The sequence below is a fragment of the Vibrio sp. R10-SG3-ISO3 genome, from assembly GCF_059834225.1.
In genome coordinates this window covers 16,404-34,744 of record NZ_JCBDHE010000020.1, presented here as the reverse complement: position 1 = coordinate 34,744, position 18,341 = coordinate 16,404, and the positions used below count along the sequence as shown (strand labels likewise).

Genomic DNA, 18,341 nt, shown 5'->3' with positions numbered 1-18,341 from the left:
CTCCTAAGCCGCCAAGTGACTGGCTTTCTGCTCAGCCATATGTTGTAACTTGATCAGCAAACCGATGAACCCCATATAAAGTAGCGCTGCACAAAGAATAGGCCCGAGTGGTTCGTAAGTGACCGCCGCAATACGATTGGTGACTCTAGTCAGGTCAACGACCCCGATGACGGCGATGGCTGGACTGCCCTTAATGAGGAAAGACATCTCATTAACCAGAGCGGGTAAACTAACGATTACCATCTGTGGGAACATAATGCGACGAAAGTAGGTCCAACGGGACATACCGATAGCCTCTGCAGCTTCGCGTTGACCGTTGGAGAAGTTAAGAAAAGCGTTACGCCAAATCTCAGCATTAAATGCAGAAGTGTTAAGCGTTAAGCATAAAATAGCGGATAAATGTTTATCTAGACTAAGGCCAAAAGCGGGGAAAGACAGGAAAATAAACAACGCTAAGGTGACCAGCGGAGTCGCCCTTGCCCAACTCACGTAGATGCCAAGACATTGATCTACAATAGGAATGTGAGCCATGCGAATCAGCGCGATAATCAACCCAATAGCCACTCCAAGCCCAATAGAAACCAACGAAATCCACGCTGTGGTCCATGCGCCTTCCAATAATTGCATCCATGCATAGTAGTCCATTTTGACAGTCCTCCCGACAGTACTAATTTTGAATCAGGGCTGATCAGTGTCTATCAGCCCCAGTGCGAACTACTCCATCAGCTTGGGTTAACTTCAGTGAGTGAGTGGTACTGATCAACGGTTGTGATAGGTTCAATCGGGAGGTCATCAAAAGATTCACCAAACCACTTCTCTTGAAGCTCTGCGAGACGACCCGTTTCTTTTAAGTGTTTGAAAAAGTCTGTTAAATAAGCCAGCAGTTCCGGGTTTTCCTTCGGTACTGGCCAGCTAACGAAGCCAGGGCCAGAAACCGCCTCACCTTTTTTGAACACATTTGATTTGGTTTTAACTACCTCATTGACCGAAACGATACTATTGATTACATAGTCGACCCGACCATTCGCAAGATCCGCATAAGCTTCCGGGTAAGATTGATATTCGACCACTTTCCCAAGTGACTTGCCTTGGGCTTCCAGCATCATCTCTAGTTCAGGTAGACGCTCAAGCAACGCACTGCCCGCCTGAAGACCAACCGTTTTACCATCTAAGTCAGACACACCAGAGATTGAATCGTCTTTAGCTCGAGCGACAAAATAGTGTTGTGCAGAGGCAATAGGGGGCGTGAAGTTAAACACTTGAAGGCGAGCATCTGTCACGATTGCCCCCGTTAACGCAAGGTCATATTGTCCTGCAGATACCGATGCGAGCAGCCCAGTCCAAGGCAAAATGTCTTGCTTTACTTCAAATTTAGCGTACTCACGAAGCTCATCGAGTAGCTCTTTATTGATACCACTTGGCTCCCCCTGAAAAATGTAGTTAAAGGGAGAGTAGTTGTCTTCTGTCGCCACCTTTAACACGCCCTTTTGCATAACTTCAGGAAGATCAGCGCTGAACGCCGTCACAGATGTTCCTATAGCCATAGCGATAGCTGCAACAGAAAACCATTTTTTCAACATCATTCCATGTCTCATATATCCTTCCTTATTGATTTTGTGAACGTATTTCATCAACAGCTTCACTTTAGAGATTTGTACGGATTATCAGGTAGAGCCAATTTTTACATCGCAATGGGACAGCTTTTAGCGCAATTTTGGCGGTATACACTTTGGTCTACTTCTTGCTCCAGTAAGAAAACTTGTTCTTACTGATTACATCGGAGGTAGACGTCGTGGCTATTGACTACCAGTGTTATATTGAATTTGACTCAACCCGAAGCCTGCAAGAGCAGGTTCGAGAATATCTGGTGAGAGCCATCCTTGCAGGTAGTTTTTCTTCCGATCAGGCGCTCCCATCCTGCCGAAAGCTGTCTCGGCAGCTGAAAGTATCACGCAATACAGTGTCGCTAGTTTATGAAAGTTTGCTCGACGATGGGTATCTAGTAAGCCGACCTCGAAGTGGCTACTACCTGGCTGATAACTATAAAAATCAAGATACCGATAACCACATTGAACTTTGTGAGAAAGAAGAAAATAGTGCAGACTCCGCACCAAATTGGGACAGCAAGATCAAGGTCGATTCGCACCTGTTTCCAAGAATAGTCAAGCCGAGTCATTGGAGCTGTTATCAGTATCCCTTTATTTATGGCCAGCCTTATATCAATGAATTCCCATTGGCGCATTGGCGTGAAGCCTCAAGAAAAGTGATCGCGGATTCTCAAAACCATGGATGGCTGTGTGATAAAGTTGATAAAGATGTTGAGCTGCTTATCGAACAGATACGGACTAGAGTACTCCCACAAAGAGGTATTCTGGCCAATAATGATGAGATACTTATTACCATTGGTTCACAAAACGGCTTATATTTGTTGTCACAACTTCTCATGGATCGCCACTCTCGCGTTGGCGTGGAGAATCCAGGCTATAAAGAAGCTTACAATATTTTTGCACTTGCAGGTGCACAGTTACACCCCCACCAAGTCGACGAGAACGGCCTTAAGCTAAACTCTCTCTCATCGATGTGCGACTACTTCTATGTCACTCCTAGCCATCAGGCCCCAACTGGGGTAACCATGAGCCAGCAGCGTCGCAAAGCCATATTGGAAACTGCGCGGCAAAACGACGCTATCATTATCGAAGATGATTACGATTCCAATAGCAATTTCGAATCTAACCCCGCCCCCGCACTAAAAGCTCAAGATAAGTCTGGTCGAGTCATCTATGTTAGCAGCTTCTCTAAAATACTTGCTCCTGGACTCAGATTGGGATTCATCGTAGCACCGGAAGAGCTCATTTATGAGCTTAGGGCTCTTAGGCGACTAATGATTCGTCACCCACCCACACGGCTGCAAATGGAAATGGCACACTTCATCTCGCAAGGATATTACGACAGTTTTGTTCGCCGTTTTCGGGAAAATACCCGTCAGCGCTGGGATATCATTAATGATGCAGTAAAAAAGCACATTCCCTATTGTGAAAGACTAGCAAAAAACGAGTTGAGCAATGCACTATGGCTACAAACGCCTGCGGGAGTCTGTAGTCAAAGACTCGTTTCTCGAGCAGCTCAACATGGTGTGTTAGTTGAGGCAGGACATTCTCACTTTATAAATCCCTCTCAGCCTACCAGTGATAGTGACGCTTTCATCGGTACCGATACAATGAGTAAGGATGCGAATCGCTATTTTAGACTTGGGTTTCACTCTATTGATAAGCCGTTGATACAACCAGGTATAGTTGCACTGGCCAAAGCCTTCGACGGATTAACGTAATCGGCCTGAGGTAAACAAGACGAACAATGCCAAGCTTCATGCTTGGCATTATTAATTGAGTGCAGAAATCTATATCAATCAAATTCAGCCAATACATCACTGATGATATCTATACCGTGCTTAATCTCGTTGGGTTTTATGATGAGCGGAGGAGTGACATGAATTCGATTGTTTACGATAAACGTTAGCAACCCTTTTTCGGTAAGCTCGTGCTTAACTCGCGCCATCTTTTCATTGCTCAGAGGTATTCTACTCTGTTTATCTTCAACTAGCTCGACGGCCCAGAACATGCCCTTGCCCCGGATGTCACCGATCACAGAGCGTTTGTCCATTAAAGCAATTAACGTCGGGCCAAGAAGTGTGTTACCAATTTCATCTGCATAGTGGACGATGCCCTCTTCTTCCATTGTTTCAATAGCTGCAACAATGGTCGACATAGCCAGTGGGTGCCCAGAGTAAGTCAACCCACCCATAAAGAATTCGGACTTAAAAAACTCGCAAATTGGATCACTTACTATTACGCCTCCAACGGGGACATAGCCAGAATTCACTCCTTTGGCAAAGGTGACGAGATCCGGTATTACATTAAAGTGTTCAAAAGCGAACCATTTTCCCGTCCGACCAAAGCCCACCATCACTTCATCAAAAATCAGTTGAATCCCGTATTCAGTGGCAATGTTACGAACGCCTTGAAGATAGTCCTCTGGGGGGAGTAGAAAGCCCGCAGTTCCAGGAATAGTCTCAAGGATGATTGCGGCAATCGAGCTAGGACCTTCGCATTCAATGACACGCTTGAGGTGTATTAATGCTCGTTCACACTCCTCTTCTTCAGAGGTTGCATTGAACTCCGTTCGGTAGAGATAGGGGTTGAAAAAGTGGACATGACCACGACTGTATTCATTCGGTACACGTCTAAAGTCTCCTGTGGCTGCTATCGCGGAACCGGTATTGCCATGATAAGATCGATAAGCAGACAAAATTTTATCTCGCCCTGTGTATTGTCTGGCCATACGAATAGCATTCTCATTCGCATCAGCCCCTGCGTTGGTAAAGAAAACCTTCTTAAAGTACTCTGGTACTCGTTCCAAAATACATTTTGCCGCCAATCCTCGCGTTAGATTGGCTGTTGCAGGTGCGACCGTCGCCAACGTATCGGCTTGAGATTTTAGCGCTTCAATCACCTTAGGATGCTGGTGTCCAAGATTAGTGTTCACCAACTGACTACTGAAGTCGAGGTACTCTTTTCCTTCGAAATCCCACATGCTACAGCCCTGAGCTTTCGCGATAGCCACTGGCGTCGCACTCTCTTGAACGGACCACGAGTGAAAGACATTCTTGTCGAGATCAATAACGTCTTGGTTAGTGATACCAGATGATAACAAATCCATTTTTTTCTCCTGTACAAAACCATCGCTCTGAGTCGCGAGCCGCTCTGCTATCTTGGCGAGAAAACTGGGAGAAAGCGTAGTGTCAGTTTAAACAAAGTCGTGGGTCAGTCAGTGCCTTTCCTCTGCCCTAGCGATTTTTGCAAACTGGCTCTATGGAGAGTACAGCAGACTAATTACATTGGCGACAGCCTACCAACGGCAATGCAAGATGCTTCTACACCGACTCTGTCATCGATGCAAAGCATTGTAATGGATAGGTTCGAATACGGACTGGCTTCAGTGGCTGTGTGTCTATCACGAATTAAATAAACCGCCAGCCTTTACTACATGAACAGGGAGTAACAATAAATGAGAAATATCGCATTCATTACCGGTGCCACCTCTGGTTTTGGCCGCGCCGCCGCGCAAAAATTTGCCAGTGAAGGTTGGTCTCTGGTGCTGTCAGGGAGACGACTAGAGAGACTACTGGACCTAAAAGAGTCCCTAGATGTACCTACTCACGTTGTTCAATTGGATGTACGAGATGCCGATGCGGTAATAAAGGCGGTCGATGAACTTCCAAGCGAATTTGCACAAGTGACCACACTGATCAATAACGCAGGACTGGCGTTAGCACCCGAAGGCGCTGCTGAAGTAGCGCTAACAGATTGGCATACTATGATCGAAACCAACTGCACAGGATTGGTCAATGTAACACATGCTTTACTTCCAACACTGATTGACATTGGTGCTGGTACGACCATCATCAACGTCGGTTCTATTGCAGGTCAATGGCCCTATCCCGGCAGCCACGTGTATGGTGCGAGTAAGGCGTTTGTCAAACAGTTCAGCTACAACTTACGTTGTGATCTCCTCGGGACCGGAGTACGTGTGACAGACCTAGCTCCCGGTATCGCGGAGACAGAGTTCACGTTGGTCAGAACGAAGGGAAATCAATCTGCATCGGACAACTTATATCGAGGCACCACACCCTTAACGGCACAAGACATTGCAGAGCATATGTTTTACATCGCTACGCTTCCAAATCACATCAACGTCAATAGGGTTGAAGTAATGCCGACTCGCCAAGCGTGGTCACCTTTTGCGATAGATAGAGACTGATTGCCCAGGTGTTATCCGTAGATCGCACTGCTCGTTCGACGACCGCTATGCTGGCAACTTAAGTATCATTGTCAGCACAGCTTTACACCCTGCCAAATTTGAAGCACCTCCAATGCGTGCTTCATGTATTCTTCAAACTGCCCGGCGTGTTACCATAACGTGACGCACCTCGCATTATGCTAGCTATTCGAGGACAAATACACGCTGAATGCCAAAGTTCAGCCACAAAAAAGTGAACAGCGACATGTCTAATACGACTCACGCCATTAGTACTTCCGAAATGGCCGAAAGTCCTACTCAAAACGGAGCACCGACGCTCTTTCAACAACTTCAACTGACGAATCCAACATTTCAAATGAGTAGCGCCTTTTTCATAGCCTTTGTGTTCTTAGCGCTAACGAATACCTCTTTACTCTCAAATTGGGTCAATCAAGGTTTTGCACTAGCGACCGAATACTTTGGAGCATTTTGGCAAGTTCTTCTGCTTGCAAACTTCATTGTTGGACTCTATTTAGCCGTATCTCGTAGCGGGAGTGTGCGATTGGGTGGACTGCTCACCCCAGAGATAAGCACATTTAAGTGGATCTCTATCATTTTATGTACACTACTGGCTGGTGGTGGCGTGTTCTGGGCTGCTGCTGAGCCAATCGCCCACTTCGTAACTGCCCCCCCTTTGTATGGCGAAGCGCCCCCTATCGAAGCCGCCATCAATGCTTTGTCTCAGTCGTTTCTGCATTGGGGCTTTTTGGCCTGGGCTATTCTTGGTTGCCTGTCTTCCGTTGTGTTGATGCACCTGCATTACGACAAAGGCCTACCACTCAAACCGCGAACCTTGCTCTACCCGATATTTGGACAACGAGCCATAACTGGTTCACTCGGAAACATCATTGATACTGCCTGCATCATTGCAGTGGCTGCTGGTACCATCGGCCCGATCGGTTTTTTAGGGCTGCAAATCAGTTACGCGTTGAATGCTTTGTTTGGTATCTCGGATGGATTTACGACTCAGACCATGGTGATCCTATTCGCCGTCGCTATGTACACGCTTTCTGCGCTTAGTGGCGTTAGTAAAGGCATTCAAATTGTGAGTCGATACAATATCATTCTCTCAGTAGTTTTGATCGGCTTCATTCTGCTGTTTGGCCCCACTCAATTTATTATTGATGGTTACTTACAAGGGGTAGGAGGTATGCTCGATAACTTTGTCGTGATGGCCCTCTATCGAGCAGACACAGACTGGCTTAGTTGGTGGACCGTTTTCTTTTGGGGTTGGTTTATCGGCTACGGGCCAATGATGGCCATATTTATCACTCGTATTTCACGTGGTCGAAGTATCCGACAACTCGTTCTCTCAGTCAGCATTGTCGCGCCGTTAGTGACGTGTTTTTGGTTTACCGCAATTGGCGGCAGTGGACTCGCATTTGAAATTGCCAACCCAGGCGTCATCTCACAAGCGTTTGAGGGCTTTAATTTACCTGCAGTACTGCTTGCTATCACAGATCAACTGCCGCTTTCGACACCGATTGCATTGCTATTTCTAATACTGACCACAACGTTTATTATCACCACCGGAGACTCCATGACGTACACCATCAGTATGGTCATCAGCGGAGAGAAAGAGCCCAACGCGATATTACGAGCATTCTGGGGCATCACTATGGGCTTAGTTGCCATCGCCCTAATCGCCATGGGTAAGGGCGGCATCAACGCACTGCAATCGTTTATCGTTGTGACTGCGGTACCCGTCTCTTTTGTTCTTCTCCCTAGCATCTGGTTCGGAAGAAAATACGCGCAAATTATGATGTATGAGCAAGGTATAAAATAAGACGCCTAAACGCTTTATCCAGTGACACTAATCCAGCGTCATATAAAGATAAACTAAAAGCGCTCCAATCGGAGCGCTTTGTTTAATTGATGTCTTTATTCCCAATCAAGGATAACCTTCCCAGAAGCCCCGCTACGCATGGCGTCAAAGCCTTTTTGGAAGTCATCGACCTTGAAGTGGTGAGTGATGATTGGCGTCAGATCCAGGCCCGATTGAATCAGGCTTGCCATCTTGTACCAAGTCTCAAACATTTCTCGGCCGTAGATGCCTTTGATGACGAGGCCCTTGAAGATCACTTGGTTCCAGTCGATGCCCATGTCCGATGGTGGAATACCGAGTAATGCGATACGTCCACCGTGGTTCATGGTTTTAAGCATTGAGTTGAAGGCGGATGGATTGCCAGACATCTCAAGACCGACGTCAAAACCTTCAGTCATGCCAAGCTCTGACATGACGTCTTCCAGCTTTTGTTCGGCAACATTCACCGCGCGAGTGACGCCCATTTTGCGTGCCAGCTCTAAGCGGTATTCGTTAACGTCTGTGATCACGACATGACGAGCACCAACGTGGCGCGCGACGGCCGCCGCCATAATGCCAATTGGGCCAGCGCCAGTGATAAGCACATCTTCACCGACGAGATCAAAAGAGAGCGCCGTGTGAACCGCGTTACCAAACGGGTCAAAGATTGAAGCAAGATCATCAGAAATGCCTTCAGGGATCTTGAATGCATTGAACGCAGGGATCACTAGGTATTCAGCAAACGCACCTTCGCGGTTCACACCCACACCTATCGTGTTGCGGCACAGGTGCGTGCGGCCACCACGACAGTTACGACAGTGACCACAGGTGATATGGCCTTCGCCCGACACGCGGTCACCAATTTCAAAGCCGCGAACTTCTTGGCCAATCGCTACCACTTCACCCACGTATTCGTGGCCAACGACCATAGGAACGGGAATGGTATTTTGTGACCACTCATCCCAGTTGTAGATATGGACATCGGTTCCGCAGATGGCGGTCTTTTTAATTTTGATCAGGATATCGTTGTGGCCAACCTCAGGTTTGTCCACTTCCGTCATCCAAATGCCTTCTTCAGGCTTAAGTTTAGAGAGTGCTTTGATTTTCATTATTGGATGATCTCCATCTCACGGCCCACTTCAATGAAGGCGTCGATCGCACGATCCAGTTGCTCACGAGAATGCGCCGCGGACATTTGCGTGCGGATACGCGCTTGACCTTTAGGTACCACAGGGAACGAGAAGCCAATGACGTAAATGCCCTTCGCCAATGCGCGTTCAGCGAACTCTGCCGCTACCTTGGCATCGCCTAACATAATTGGGATGATCGCATGATCCGCGCCGCCCATCGTAAAGCCAGCCGCTTCCATACGCGCACGGAAATGTGCGGCGTTGTCCCACAAACGCTCGCGCAGATCACCGCTCTCTTTCAACAGGTCAAGCACACGAAGTGATGCACTGACAATCGCTGGTGCGACAGAGTTTGAGAACAAGTATGGGCGTGAGCGCTGACGCAGCCATTCAATCACTTCTTTCTTACCAGAGGTGTAACCACCTGACGCGCCGCCCATCGCTTTGCCCAGTGTACCTGTGATGATATCTATGCGATCCACTACGTCGTGATACTCATGCGTACCAGCGCCGGTTTTGCCCATAAAGCCAACGGCGTGAGAGTCGTCGACCATCGTCAATGCGCCGTATTTATCCGCCAGATCACAGATAGCCGGAAGGTTGGCGACCACGCCATCCATCGAGAACACACCGTCGGTCACGATCAAGATGTGGCGAGCGCCCGCTTCTTTTGCCGCAATCAGCTGCTCTTCAAGCTCTTGCATGTTGTTGTTGGAGTAACGGAAACGCATCGCTTTACACAAACGAACACCATCAATGATCGAGGCATGGTTCAGCGCGTCAGAGATGATCGCATCTTCTTTACCCAGAATGGTTTCAAACAGGCCCGCATTCGCATCAAAACATGAGGTGTACAGAATGGTGTCTTCTTTACCTAAAAACTGAGACAGTTTTTGCTCCAGTTGTTTATGGATGTCTTGCGTACCACAGATGAAGCGTACCGATGCCATACCAAAGCCGTGCTCATCCATACCCGCTTTACCCGCCTCGATGAGATCTGGGTGGTTAGCGAGCCCTAAGTAGTTGTTTGCACAGAAGTTAAGCACTTCTTCGCCCGTTGAGATTTTAACGGCGGCTTGCTGCTGAGACGTAATGATTCGCTCCGCTTTGTAAAGGCCTTCCGCCTTTACTTCTTCGATTTGATCTTGAATTTGTTGATAGAATGCAGAAGACATTGCTGTTTCCTTTCGCGTTATGGTTAGGCTAAGTGTAATCCATCGTCTTCACTTCCATTATCCATAGGCACGGAAAAACATTTTTGCCTCTAGGGCACAGATAAGGCGGTTTTGTGAACTCTGTTGGTTTAGCGCCCAATCACGCTCTGATACACTAGTCTTCATCACTGTTACACCGAGTTCTTGATCTTGTTTGATACCCGACTACTGACACTACTGCCCGATTTAGCTTCGTTTATTCTTGTTGTCGAGGAAGGCAGCTTCACCGCGGCCGCCAAGCAACTTGGCGTCACCCCTTCTGCGCTCAGTAAATTGGTGACTAGGCTAGAAAAATCACTCTCGACCAAGCTGTTTGAGAGAACCACACGCTCATTGATCATCACACCTACAGGGCAACAGGTTTATGACCAAGCGATTGTGATGGTCAATGCCGCTCGCCAGGCGGTGGACTTGTCGAGCTCTGATCACAGTGAGCCCACAGGGCCACTTGTGGTCGCGGCGCCAGAGGCGTTTCTTAACTCGGTCTTGCAACCCTTTGTGACGCCCTTTTTAAAAGCCTACCCCGATATTCAGCTCAAACTGCGCGCCGCCGATGGCGAAATAGACTTATTGCGCGATCGCATTGACATCGCTTTCAAACTGACCGACAAACCGGATGAGAATTTGGTCCTCAAAGAGATGGGGAAAACACACCTACAATTGTGCGCGAGCCCGGACTATCTCAGCGCTCATGGCGTGCCGACGCACCCCACTGAGCTCGCGAACCACAGCTGTCTCTATTTGGCTGAAACCGACAAAGACCACATTTGGGATTTCTTCAAAGAGGACGAATACCACTCCGTTGCCGTGAGCGGACGCTACGCCGTCAATCATTCACAAATGCGTTTAAATGGGGTCAAACAAGGGATTGGAATCGGGATTTTTCACGATTTCGTCATCGCGGATGCAATTGAATGTGGTGAGGTCATCGCGGTGCTGCCCGAGTGGACGATAAAGAGTAACTACCATGGCGCGGTGGCGATGCAATACCCGCAAACCAAGTATATGCCCGCGAGGTTGCGGGCATTCATCGATTATGTCAGCGACGCACTGAAAGAGAAATTAGCGCGTTAGCCAAACAACTTACTCCAGATGCTTGGATTGCGTTTGTCGTGATATTCGATGCGAAGCTCGTCAACGCGTTTCAACTGCGTCTTAGCGCGAGCAAGATCGCCACCTTCCAATGACTGCTGTACCTCTCCAAGCGCTTGAGATAGCGCTTGAAAACCTTCTTGGTACACCTCCACTTTCTCGGGTGGGTACTCGCCTTGCTTAGCTTGCTCCACCAGCGAATTGAGCGCCCCAACCGCAGTTTGCATCTCGACTACATCACTGGCTTGCGCCGCGTGACGAAACTCCACTTTCATCTGCTTCATCACGGCCTTAAGGTCGCCGCCCGAGGCCCAAACTTGGCACGCGACCAGCAAACTCATCGCTGCTATTAACTTTCTCATTTTATTCTACTTATTGGATTCAAAACGCCATTGTAAGCGATGGATTAAGGGGTGAAATAGGAAAAGTGTTGCGAGTTATAAATGAGTAAACTCACGACGTTTTTTTGCATGTTTCGCAGATTGGCTAATACTTAAGAGAATTCTTATAGAGGGAACTTCATGAGTCGACGCCGCTATTCACTGTCCATCCACATTACGAGTCTGTTTTTGGTGTTGACCACGCTCGTGGGCGCGGTACTTATCGGTATCAGCTACAAGCACTCTCAAGACTTGTTAACCGAGAGCGCCAAGGAGCTCAGCAGTGAAAATGGCGCCAAATTGGAAACCACCTTCCAAAATCGCGCAGGGCCTATCCTGACCACGTTAGATTTCATGTCGATGAGTGACGTAATTGAGTCGGCCGACGCACCGATTGACCAAACCCGATTCATCGCTTCCCTCGCGATCATCTTTCAGCGCAACCCAGAATTGGTCGCCTTGTATTACGCCAGCGAACAGGGAGATCTCAATGTCCTTCGCCCACTTCGCACCATCGCGGACCGTGAGCGTTTTGATGCCCCTGATAAAGCAACATTGATGATTAACTCGATGGCCGTTAGCGGTAAAAACGATGTCCATTTCTTAAATGGTCGCCATGTGCTGCTCCAATCGATTGAAAACAATGACAACGATTTTGATCCTCGAGTGAGACCTTGGTTTGTCAACGCAAGCTCAGACGGTGATATTCGCTTAACGGAACCCTATTTTTTTTACTTTCTCAAAACCAGTGGCGTGACGTTGTCACGAAGATCGCCCGACGGCCAATTTGTTGTTGGCGCGGATTTCACTCTAGACTCCCTCTCTCAACAAGTCAGCACCATGGGGTATTCTGAACAAACACGCCTGCTGTTACTCGATAGCCAATTCAATGTCTTAGCGCACCACCAATTAGAAGTAACGTTGCCCGACCTAAGCGACTCCGTCACTCAATCTGATATCAACGGCGTACTGGAACAGAGTGTGTTTGCGCCAGTGCTGGGCCGTGTGTCATCGCAAATCATCTATGAGGCGCTCGAAAACGGCGGTATTGATTGGTCCGTGACCTTAACTCCCGTCGAGTTAAACAACCAGACGCGACTGCTGCTTGCCGAAGCCATCCCACAACATGATATTCTTGCTTCGCTGCTTTCGATGCGAGACAGACAAGTACAAGTGGCGATTTTTATGCTGATTGTCAGTTTTGTGGTCATCTGGCTCGTGTCTAAACGCATTACCAATCCATTGTTGACGCTGGTCACACTGACCAGCAACATCGCACGTTTCGACTTTAAAAAGACCCGCTACCCAAAGAGTGTGATCAAAGAGGTATCCAATCTCACCAAATCCATTGAGCTGATGGAACATACTCTGCATGACTTACTTCGTCTACTGCGTGAAACGGCCAGTAACCGAGATTTTTCCTTGCTGGCAAAGACCATTACTCACCAAAGCTATATGGTCACCAAAGCGGAAACCATCGTGCTCTACACACTGGACAACAAGGACGCTTCCTTCTCGATTGCCGCCAATCACGCGATTATCCCGTTCAAAGTCGATATCAACGAGTTCCTCTCTAACACCCCCTGGATGCAGAAAGACTTAGAGAAAGGCGAAATTATCCATCTCACCCGTGGTGACAACGCCATCGCAAAATACAGCGAATCACTGTTTAACACCGATATCTATTTCTTCCCAATGCACAACAAAAACAAGAAATTGGTCGGCATTTTGTTGTTGGGGTACGAACGCCCCATCCCCCCTGAACAGAGTGATAAACATGCGTTTTTAAAAGAGCTGTTAAGCTTTGCCGAAATTGCCAAAGAAAACATCACGCAGATGGAGCAACAAAAAGAGATGCTCAATGCGTTTGTCGCCCTGATTGCATCGGCTATCGATACAAAGTCGCCTTATACAGGCGGACACTGTCAGCGCATCCCGACACTGGCAAACTTGTTGACCAAAGTGGCAGACAAAGACAAACGCTATTTTGCCGATTTTTCAATGGGCAAAGATCAATGGGAAGCGCTTAATCTCGCCGCTTGGTTGCATGATTGTGGCAAAGTGACCACGCCAGAATATGTGGTCGATAAAGCCACCAAGCTCGAAACCATCTATGACCGTATCCATGAAGTGAGAATGCGTTTTGAGCTATTGAAAGTGCAGGCTGAAGTTGACTGCTTGCAATCGATTCTCGATGGTGAGGAGAAAGAAAAGGCAGAACACATATTGGCTCAGCGCCACCAGCAATTGGATGACGATTTCTACTTCGTCGCAGAGTGCAACTTAGGTGGAGAATCCATGACCGACGAAGCGATTGAGCGCTTGGAGCAGATCGCGCAAATCGAATGGGTACGTACCTTAGATGATCAAGCCGGTACCTCCTGGATAGAACGCGAACGCGCGGGAGATCCTACGCCACTGCCCATCAAAGAGAAACTGCTCGCCGATAAGCCCGTACATAAGGTGGGCTGGGGTGTTGACGTCAACCCGAAAGATCAGTGGGCACAAGCGTTCATTCTCGATCCCGGCGAGCTCAAATACAATCGTGGCGAGCTGTTCAACTTATCCATTCGCCGAGGCACGCTCAACGATGAAGAGCGCTTCATCATCAACGATCACATCATACAAACCATCACTATGCTGAACCGTCTGCCCTACCCAGAACACTTGCAACAAGTGCCTGAAATTGCCGGTGGACACCATGAGCGAATGGACGGTAAAGGCTATCCACTTGGCTTGACGGGCGAGCAGCTCTCCGTGCCTGCTCGGGTGATGGCAATTGCCGATGTCTTCGAGGCGTTGACCTCATCCGACCGACCTTATAAAAAAGGCAAAACGCTGGACGAGTCGATCAATATCATGACCTCGATGGCCACCAGCGGTCATATCGATCCTAAGCTTTATCTGCTGTTTTTAGAGCACCAGATCGATCAAGAATACGCCAGCGCCTACCTCCACCCTTCACAAATCAGTGAGTTTGATCGTGAGGCGCATATTCAGAAGGTGAAAGCCTACATCAAAGCGTCTCTCTGATAGGGCACGGCGTACTTCACTACAAAATGAGATCTGGCACGACGAATCATTACCTACAAAACGCAGTTTTGAAGCAGGAACTCCAATATAGGTCTACGCTAGAGCTATATAAGGTATTGTATTTAAGCGGATAAATTGAATGAAGAAACGCCGATATTCTCTGACCATTCACATCACCAGTCTCTTTTTGGCACTGACGTCAATCGCTGCGGTCATCCTGGTGTTCACCAGTTACCAACATTCACAAGGGCTGCTCAACAAGAGCGCCGAAGAGCTGTCCAACGAAAACAGCGCAAAGCTCGAAATCACATTTGAAAGTGCCACTGCACCGATTTTTACTTCGTTAGATTTTATTGCCAATGGCGATAGCCTCAATCGAGGTATGGCGTTGCACCAAAATCGCGGCTTGATTGCCTCTCTGGTGAGGACGTTCGAGAAAAACCCTGAGATGGTGGGGATGTACTATGCCAGTCAAGAGGGTGATATGAACGTCATCCGCCTTTTTAAGGACGCAGCAGACGCAGAGCGCTTTGGCGCACCAAGCCATGCGAAAGTGATGGTTCATGAGATGGGTGTCGATGGAAAAAACAACCTCTACTTCCTTGATTCATCCCTCAAGATACTGACTGAGCGTCTTAAACAGGATAACCAATTTGATCCACGCGTTCGTCCTTGGTTTAAAAACACCCGCCAAGATGGCGCGATTCAGTTGACTGAGCCGTACTTTTTCTATGAACTCAAAACCACCGGTGTGACGCTTTCAAGGCGATCCGCTAATGGCCAGTTTGTCATCGGTGCCGACTTTACCCTAGATTCACTGTCGCGAAAGTTGCATTCAATGGCGCTCTCTGAACATACTAAACTCATACTATTTGATCGAAAGTTCAACGTGCTTGCTCATCACAATCTCGGTACCGTATTCCCAGAACAATCCAGCCGGTACGAGGAGGTTCACGACACTATCCGAGAAACCGTGTTTGACCCAATATTCAACCGCTTCTCCGATGGCGTGGTGTATAAAACAGTAGAGAGTGAGGGCCTTGAATGGTCGATAACACTTGTCCCTGTGATGCTTAATAAAGACATCAAACTTCGATTAGCGGAAGCGACCCCGCACGATGACCTGCTAGGTTCATTGATTTCGATGCGAGACAAGCAAATTCAAGTGGCGATCATGATGCTGGTCATGAGCCTGTGTATCATCTGGTTTGTCTCGCAAAAAATTTCGACGCCACTGAAAACGCTCATTACCCTGACCAGTAATATCACCCGTTTTGAGTTTAAAAAAACGCGCTATCCCTCCAGCATCATCAAAGAGGTCTCGAACTTAACGGCCTCTATCCAATTGATGGAGCACACGCTACATGACATGTTGACCTTACTGCGTGACACGGCCAGTAACCGAGATTTCGCGCTTCTATCAAAAACTCTGTGTAAACAGAGCTATCAGCTGACTAAAGCCGAAAGCGTTGTGCTCTTTACCAGTAAAAGTAACAGTGAAGACGATTTCGAACTGGCAACCAGCACATCCATCATCCCGTTTAAATTAGAGATCAACGCCTTTATTCATGCGATTGACGGGCTAAAAGCCAAGCTAGATCAAGGCCAGATCGTCCACTTACAGCGCCACCAAGCAGCGCTGCAGGGCATCGCCAATCGTCTCTACACTTCGGACATTTATCTATTCCCCATTCACAACAAAAATAAAAAACTGGTCGGGCTGTTACTGCTCGGTTATGAACGACGCATCACCGCCGAGCAGAGCGACAAACACGCCTTCTTAAAAGAACTGCTCAGTTTTGCTGAAATTGCCAAAGAAAACATCACCCAAATTGAGCAGCAAAAAGAGATGCTCAATGGCTTTATCTCTCTAATTGCCTCGGCGATTGATACCAAATCCCCTTACACGGGCAGTCACTGCCAACGCATTCCTGAACTGGCGAATGTCCTGACGAAAGTGGCCCACAACGACGGCCGCTATTTCCCCGAATTTAAGATGGAAGACGACCAATGGGAGGCGCTTCATCTTGCGGCTTGGCTGCACGATTGTGGGAAAGTCACCACCCCAGAATACGTGGTCGACAAAGCCACAAAACTTGAAACCATTTACGACCGCATCCACGAGATTCGCATGCGCTTTGAGCTCCTCAAATCCGACGCCAACACCGAATATTGGCAGAGCATTGCGAACGGCGTTGAGATTGCCGAGGCACAAGCGCAGCTAGAGCGAACCCTTCGCGAGCTTGATGATGACTTTGAGTTTGTCGCACAGTGCAATTTAGGCAGTGAGTTTATGACCGACGACGCGGTCGCGAGGCTAGAGCGCATCGCCGATAAGGAGTGGACTCGCACGCTCGATGACCAATTGGGTATCTCTTGGATTGAGAAAGATCGCGCGGGCCCTAGAACGCCACTGCCCACCAAAGAAAAACTGCTCGCAGACAAGCAAGTACACAAAGTGAGTTGGGGTGAAGGCGTCGATCCAAAGCAGCATTGGTCAAAAGACTTTGTCCTTGAGCCTGGGGAGCTGAAGTTTAACCAGGGTGAGCTGTATAACTTGTCTATCAAGCGCGGCACCTTGAATGACGACGAGCGCTTTTTGATTAACGATCACGTGATTCAAACCATCAACATGCTCAATCGCCTCCCCTATCCCGATCATTTGAAACAGGTGCCAGAGATTGCCGGAGGACACCACGAGAGAATAGATGGCAAAGGTTATCCATTGGGGCTTAAGGGGGAGGAGTTGTCGATTCCGGCTCGCGTGATGGCCATTGCGGACGTATTCGAAGCGCTTACCTCTTCAGACAGACCTTACAAAAAAGGCAAAACACTCGATGAGTCAATCAAGATCATGACATCGATGGCGACTAGCGGGCATATTGACCCGCAGCTGTACTTGCTGTTTTTGGAGCACGAAGTGGACCAGTACTACGCAAATCACTACCTTCCTGCCTCGCAACATAGCGAGTTTGACAGAAAGGGGCACATTCAAAAAGTCAAAGCGTACCTTAGCGAACTCGCTTAGCGGGATCGCGCGCGCTTGGGGCAGTTATCGCAATAGCTGCCGCTTTCGCATTTGTAGACCTGGCAGCAACTGATGCGATGCATATTCAGCGCTCCATCATCATCCAAATAGAGTTGCTGCGCCGCTCTAGGGCGTAATTGAAACGCCGCCAACCATAACTCAGCGTGTGTTTTGGCTTCCTCCAAGGTTAAAGTCGGCTCAAAATGTGACAATTTAACCAGACAGTTGAGCAGTGCATCACTCATCAGCGATTGGGTAAACCCCGGTCTAATTCGGGTAAATGACTCAATGTCTTGGCGGTAAACCTCAAACAACGCCGACAAGGTGCGCCCCGCAAGCGAAATCAATTTAGGTAACTCGCCATGTTGATGCGCTTGGGTCTCAAATGAAAATCCCGCGACCCAATACCCATCAACGGTTTGTGCCATCGAGTCAAATCTAGGTACCCCTCGACACGCGTAGACGGCAACAAATGCCACAAACATTGGCTGCCAACACACCAAATCCCAGGTTCGGGTTATCCAGTAGCCATTTCCAGCGCTTGTGTGTTGCTCACTCAGCCTTTGATATAGCGCACTGAGCAGACGTCGATTCTGCTCTGTTTGTTGGGGCAACAGTTGCTCGCACTCAGGTACACTCACCTTGCCATCTAACAAGGGCGTGACGTGTTTGCAGTTCTCAAAAAGCGCATGGAAAAAGGGATCGAGCGATTCAATATCCACCGCGCTGCTGCCTAAGGCATTCAATTTTGCATTCATCTCTTGGTTCAAAAGCAGCCCAATTGGGCTGCTTAGTACTGTTAAA

The 18,341-nt window shown here is 48.3% G+C and carries 13 protein-coding genes; 6 read left to right on the top strand and 7 right to left on the bottom strand.

Features of this window, described 5'->3' with window-relative positions; genetic code table 11:
* Nucleotides 1-3: 3 nt before the first annotated feature.
* Together AC6R1A_RS05340 and AC6R1A_RS05335 are read right to left on the bottom strand one after the other, a co-directional pair.
* Nucleotides 4-645 carry an amino acid ABC transporter permease gene (locus AC6R1A_RS05340; protein ID WP_500633983.1) on the bottom strand — a complete coding sequence of 214 codons (642 nt, stop codon included), beginning with the start codon at nt 643-645 and terminating at the stop codon, nt 4-6.
* Between the two features lie 77 nt (nt 646-722).
* Nucleotides 723-1,544 (bottom strand): transporter substrate-binding domain-containing protein, encoded by an 822-nt coding sequence (locus tag AC6R1A_RS05335; RefSeq protein WP_500633996.1) that lies wholly within the window; start codon nt 1,542-1,544, stop codon nt 723-725.
* A 248-nt stretch (nt 1,545-1,792) separates the two neighbouring features.
* Between AC6R1A_RS05335 and pdxR the strand changes: the two genes are divergently transcribed.
* Nucleotides 1,793-3,328 (top strand): MocR-like pyridoxine biosynthesis transcription factor PdxR, encoded by a 1,536-nt coding sequence (gene pdxR / locus AC6R1A_RS05330; RefSeq protein WP_500633982.1) that lies wholly within the window; start codon nt 1,793-1,795, stop codon nt 3,326-3,328.
* A 74-nt stretch (nt 3,329-3,402) separates the two neighbouring features.
* On the opposite strand, the gene AC6R1A_RS05325 is transcribed toward pdxR, so the two are convergent.
* Entirely contained in the window at nt 3,403-4,716 is a 1,314-nt protein-coding gene (locus AC6R1A_RS05325) for an aspartate aminotransferase family protein (protein ID WP_500629407.1), read from the bottom strand.
* Between the two features lie 348 nt (nt 4,717-5,064).
* Between AC6R1A_RS05325 and AC6R1A_RS05320 the strand changes: the two genes are divergently transcribed.
* Both AC6R1A_RS05320 and AC6R1A_RS05315 read left to right on the top strand, forming a co-directional pair.
* Nucleotides 5,065-5,817, top strand: a complete 753-nt coding sequence (locus AC6R1A_RS05320) for an SDR family NAD(P)-dependent oxidoreductase (RefSeq protein ID WP_500633981.1) — start codon at nt 5,065-5,067, stop codon at nt 5,815-5,817.
* Between the two features lie 244 nt (nt 5,818-6,061).
* On the top strand, nt 6,062-7,642 hold the full coding sequence (locus AC6R1A_RS05315; protein ID WP_500633980.1) for a BCCT family transporter: 1,581 nt from the start codon (nt 6,062-6,064) through the stop codon (nt 7,640-7,642).
* A gap of 95 nt (nt 7,643-7,737) precedes the next feature.
* On the opposite strand, the gene tdh is transcribed toward AC6R1A_RS05315, so the two are convergent.
* Together tdh and AC6R1A_RS05305 are read right to left on the bottom strand one after the other, a co-directional pair.
* A complete protein-coding gene (tdh, locus tag AC6R1A_RS05310; RefSeq protein WP_500626967.1) occupies nt 7,738-8,769 on the bottom strand; it encodes an L-threonine 3-dehydrogenase in 1,032 nt (343 codons plus the stop codon).
* Entirely contained in the window at nt 8,769-9,965 is a 1,197-nt protein-coding gene (locus AC6R1A_RS05305; RefSeq protein ID WP_487901586.1) for a glycine C-acetyltransferase, read from the bottom strand. The genes tdh and AC6R1A_RS05305 overlap by 1 nt, the downstream gene beginning before the upstream one ends.
* A gap of 189 nt (nt 9,966-10,154) precedes the next feature.
* On the opposite strand from AC6R1A_RS05305, the gene AC6R1A_RS05300 reads away from it, so the two are divergent.
* Complete coding sequence (locus AC6R1A_RS05300; RefSeq protein WP_500633979.1) at nt 10,155-11,078, top strand: LysR family transcriptional regulator; 924 nt, start codon at nt 10,155-10,157, stop codon at nt 11,076-11,078.
* On the opposite strand, the gene AC6R1A_RS05295 is transcribed toward AC6R1A_RS05300, so the two are convergent.
* Nucleotides 11,075-11,458 (bottom strand): cytochrome b562, encoded by a 384-nt coding sequence (locus AC6R1A_RS05295; RefSeq protein ID WP_500633978.1) that lies wholly within the window; start codon nt 11,456-11,458, stop codon nt 11,075-11,077. The genes AC6R1A_RS05300 and AC6R1A_RS05295 overlap by 4 nt on opposite strands.
* A 159-nt stretch (nt 11,459-11,617) precedes the next feature.
* Here AC6R1A_RS05295 and AC6R1A_RS05290 point away from each other — a divergent pair, with 159 nt between their 5' ends.
* Nucleotides 11,618-14,509, top strand: coding sequence for an HD domain-containing phosphohydrolase (locus AC6R1A_RS05290; RefSeq protein ID WP_500633977.1), 2,892 nt, complete (start codon nt 11,618-11,620; stop codon nt 14,507-14,509).
* Between the two features lie 139 nt (nt 14,510-14,648).
* Complete coding sequence (locus tag AC6R1A_RS05285) at nt 14,649-17,537, top strand: HD domain-containing phosphohydrolase (protein ID WP_500633976.1); 2,889 nt, start codon at nt 14,649-14,651, stop codon at nt 17,535-17,537.
* Here AC6R1A_RS05285 and AC6R1A_RS05280 read toward each other — a convergent pair.
* Complete coding sequence (locus AC6R1A_RS05280) at nt 17,534-18,295, bottom strand: siderophore ferric iron reductase (RefSeq protein WP_500633975.1); 762 nt, start codon at nt 18,293-18,295, stop codon at nt 17,534-17,536. The genes AC6R1A_RS05285 and AC6R1A_RS05280 overlap by 4 nt on opposite strands.
* Nucleotides 18,296-18,341 lie beyond the last annotated feature (46 nt).

Coding starts and splice junctions, on each gene's coding strand:
- AC6R1A_RS05340 (WP_500633983.1), bottom strand. CDS start 645: ATGGACTACTATGCATGGATGCAATTATTGGAAGGCGCATGGACCACA.
- AC6R1A_RS05335 (WP_500633996.1), bottom strand. CDS start 1,544: ATGGCTATAGGAACATCTGTGACGGCGTTCAGCGCTGATCTTCCTGAA.
- AC6R1A_RS05325 (WP_500629407.1), bottom strand. CDS start 4,716: ATGGATTTGTTATCATCTGGTATCACTAACCAAGACGTTATTGATCTC.
- AC6R1A_RS05320 (WP_500633981.1), top strand. CDS start 5,065: ATGAGAAATATCGCATTCATTACCGGTGCCACCTCTGGTTTTGGCCGC.
- AC6R1A_RS05315 (WP_500633980.1), top strand. CDS start 6,062: ATGTCTAATACGACTCACGCCATTAGTACTTCCGAAATGGCCGAAAGT.
- tdh (WP_500626967.1), bottom strand. CDS start 8,769: ATGAAAATCAAAGCACTCTCTAAACTTAAGCCTGAAGAAGGCATTTGG.
- AC6R1A_RS05305 (WP_487901586.1), bottom strand. CDS start 9,965: ATGTCTTCTGCATTCTATCAACAAATTCAAGATCAAATCGAAGAAGTA.
- AC6R1A_RS05295 (WP_500633978.1), bottom strand. CDS start 11,458: ATGAGAAAGTTAATAGCAGCGATGAGTTTGCTGGTCGCGTGCCAAGTT.
- AC6R1A_RS05290 (WP_500633977.1), top strand. CDS start 11,618: ATGAGTCGACGCCGCTATTCACTGTCCATCCACATTACGAGTCTGTTT.
- AC6R1A_RS05285 (WP_500633976.1), top strand. CDS start 14,649: ATGAAGAAACGCCGATATTCTCTGACCATTCACATCACCAGTCTCTTT.
- AC6R1A_RS05280 (WP_500633975.1), bottom strand. CDS start 18,295: ATGAATGCAAAATTGAATGCCTTAGGCAGCAGCGCGGTGGATATTGAA.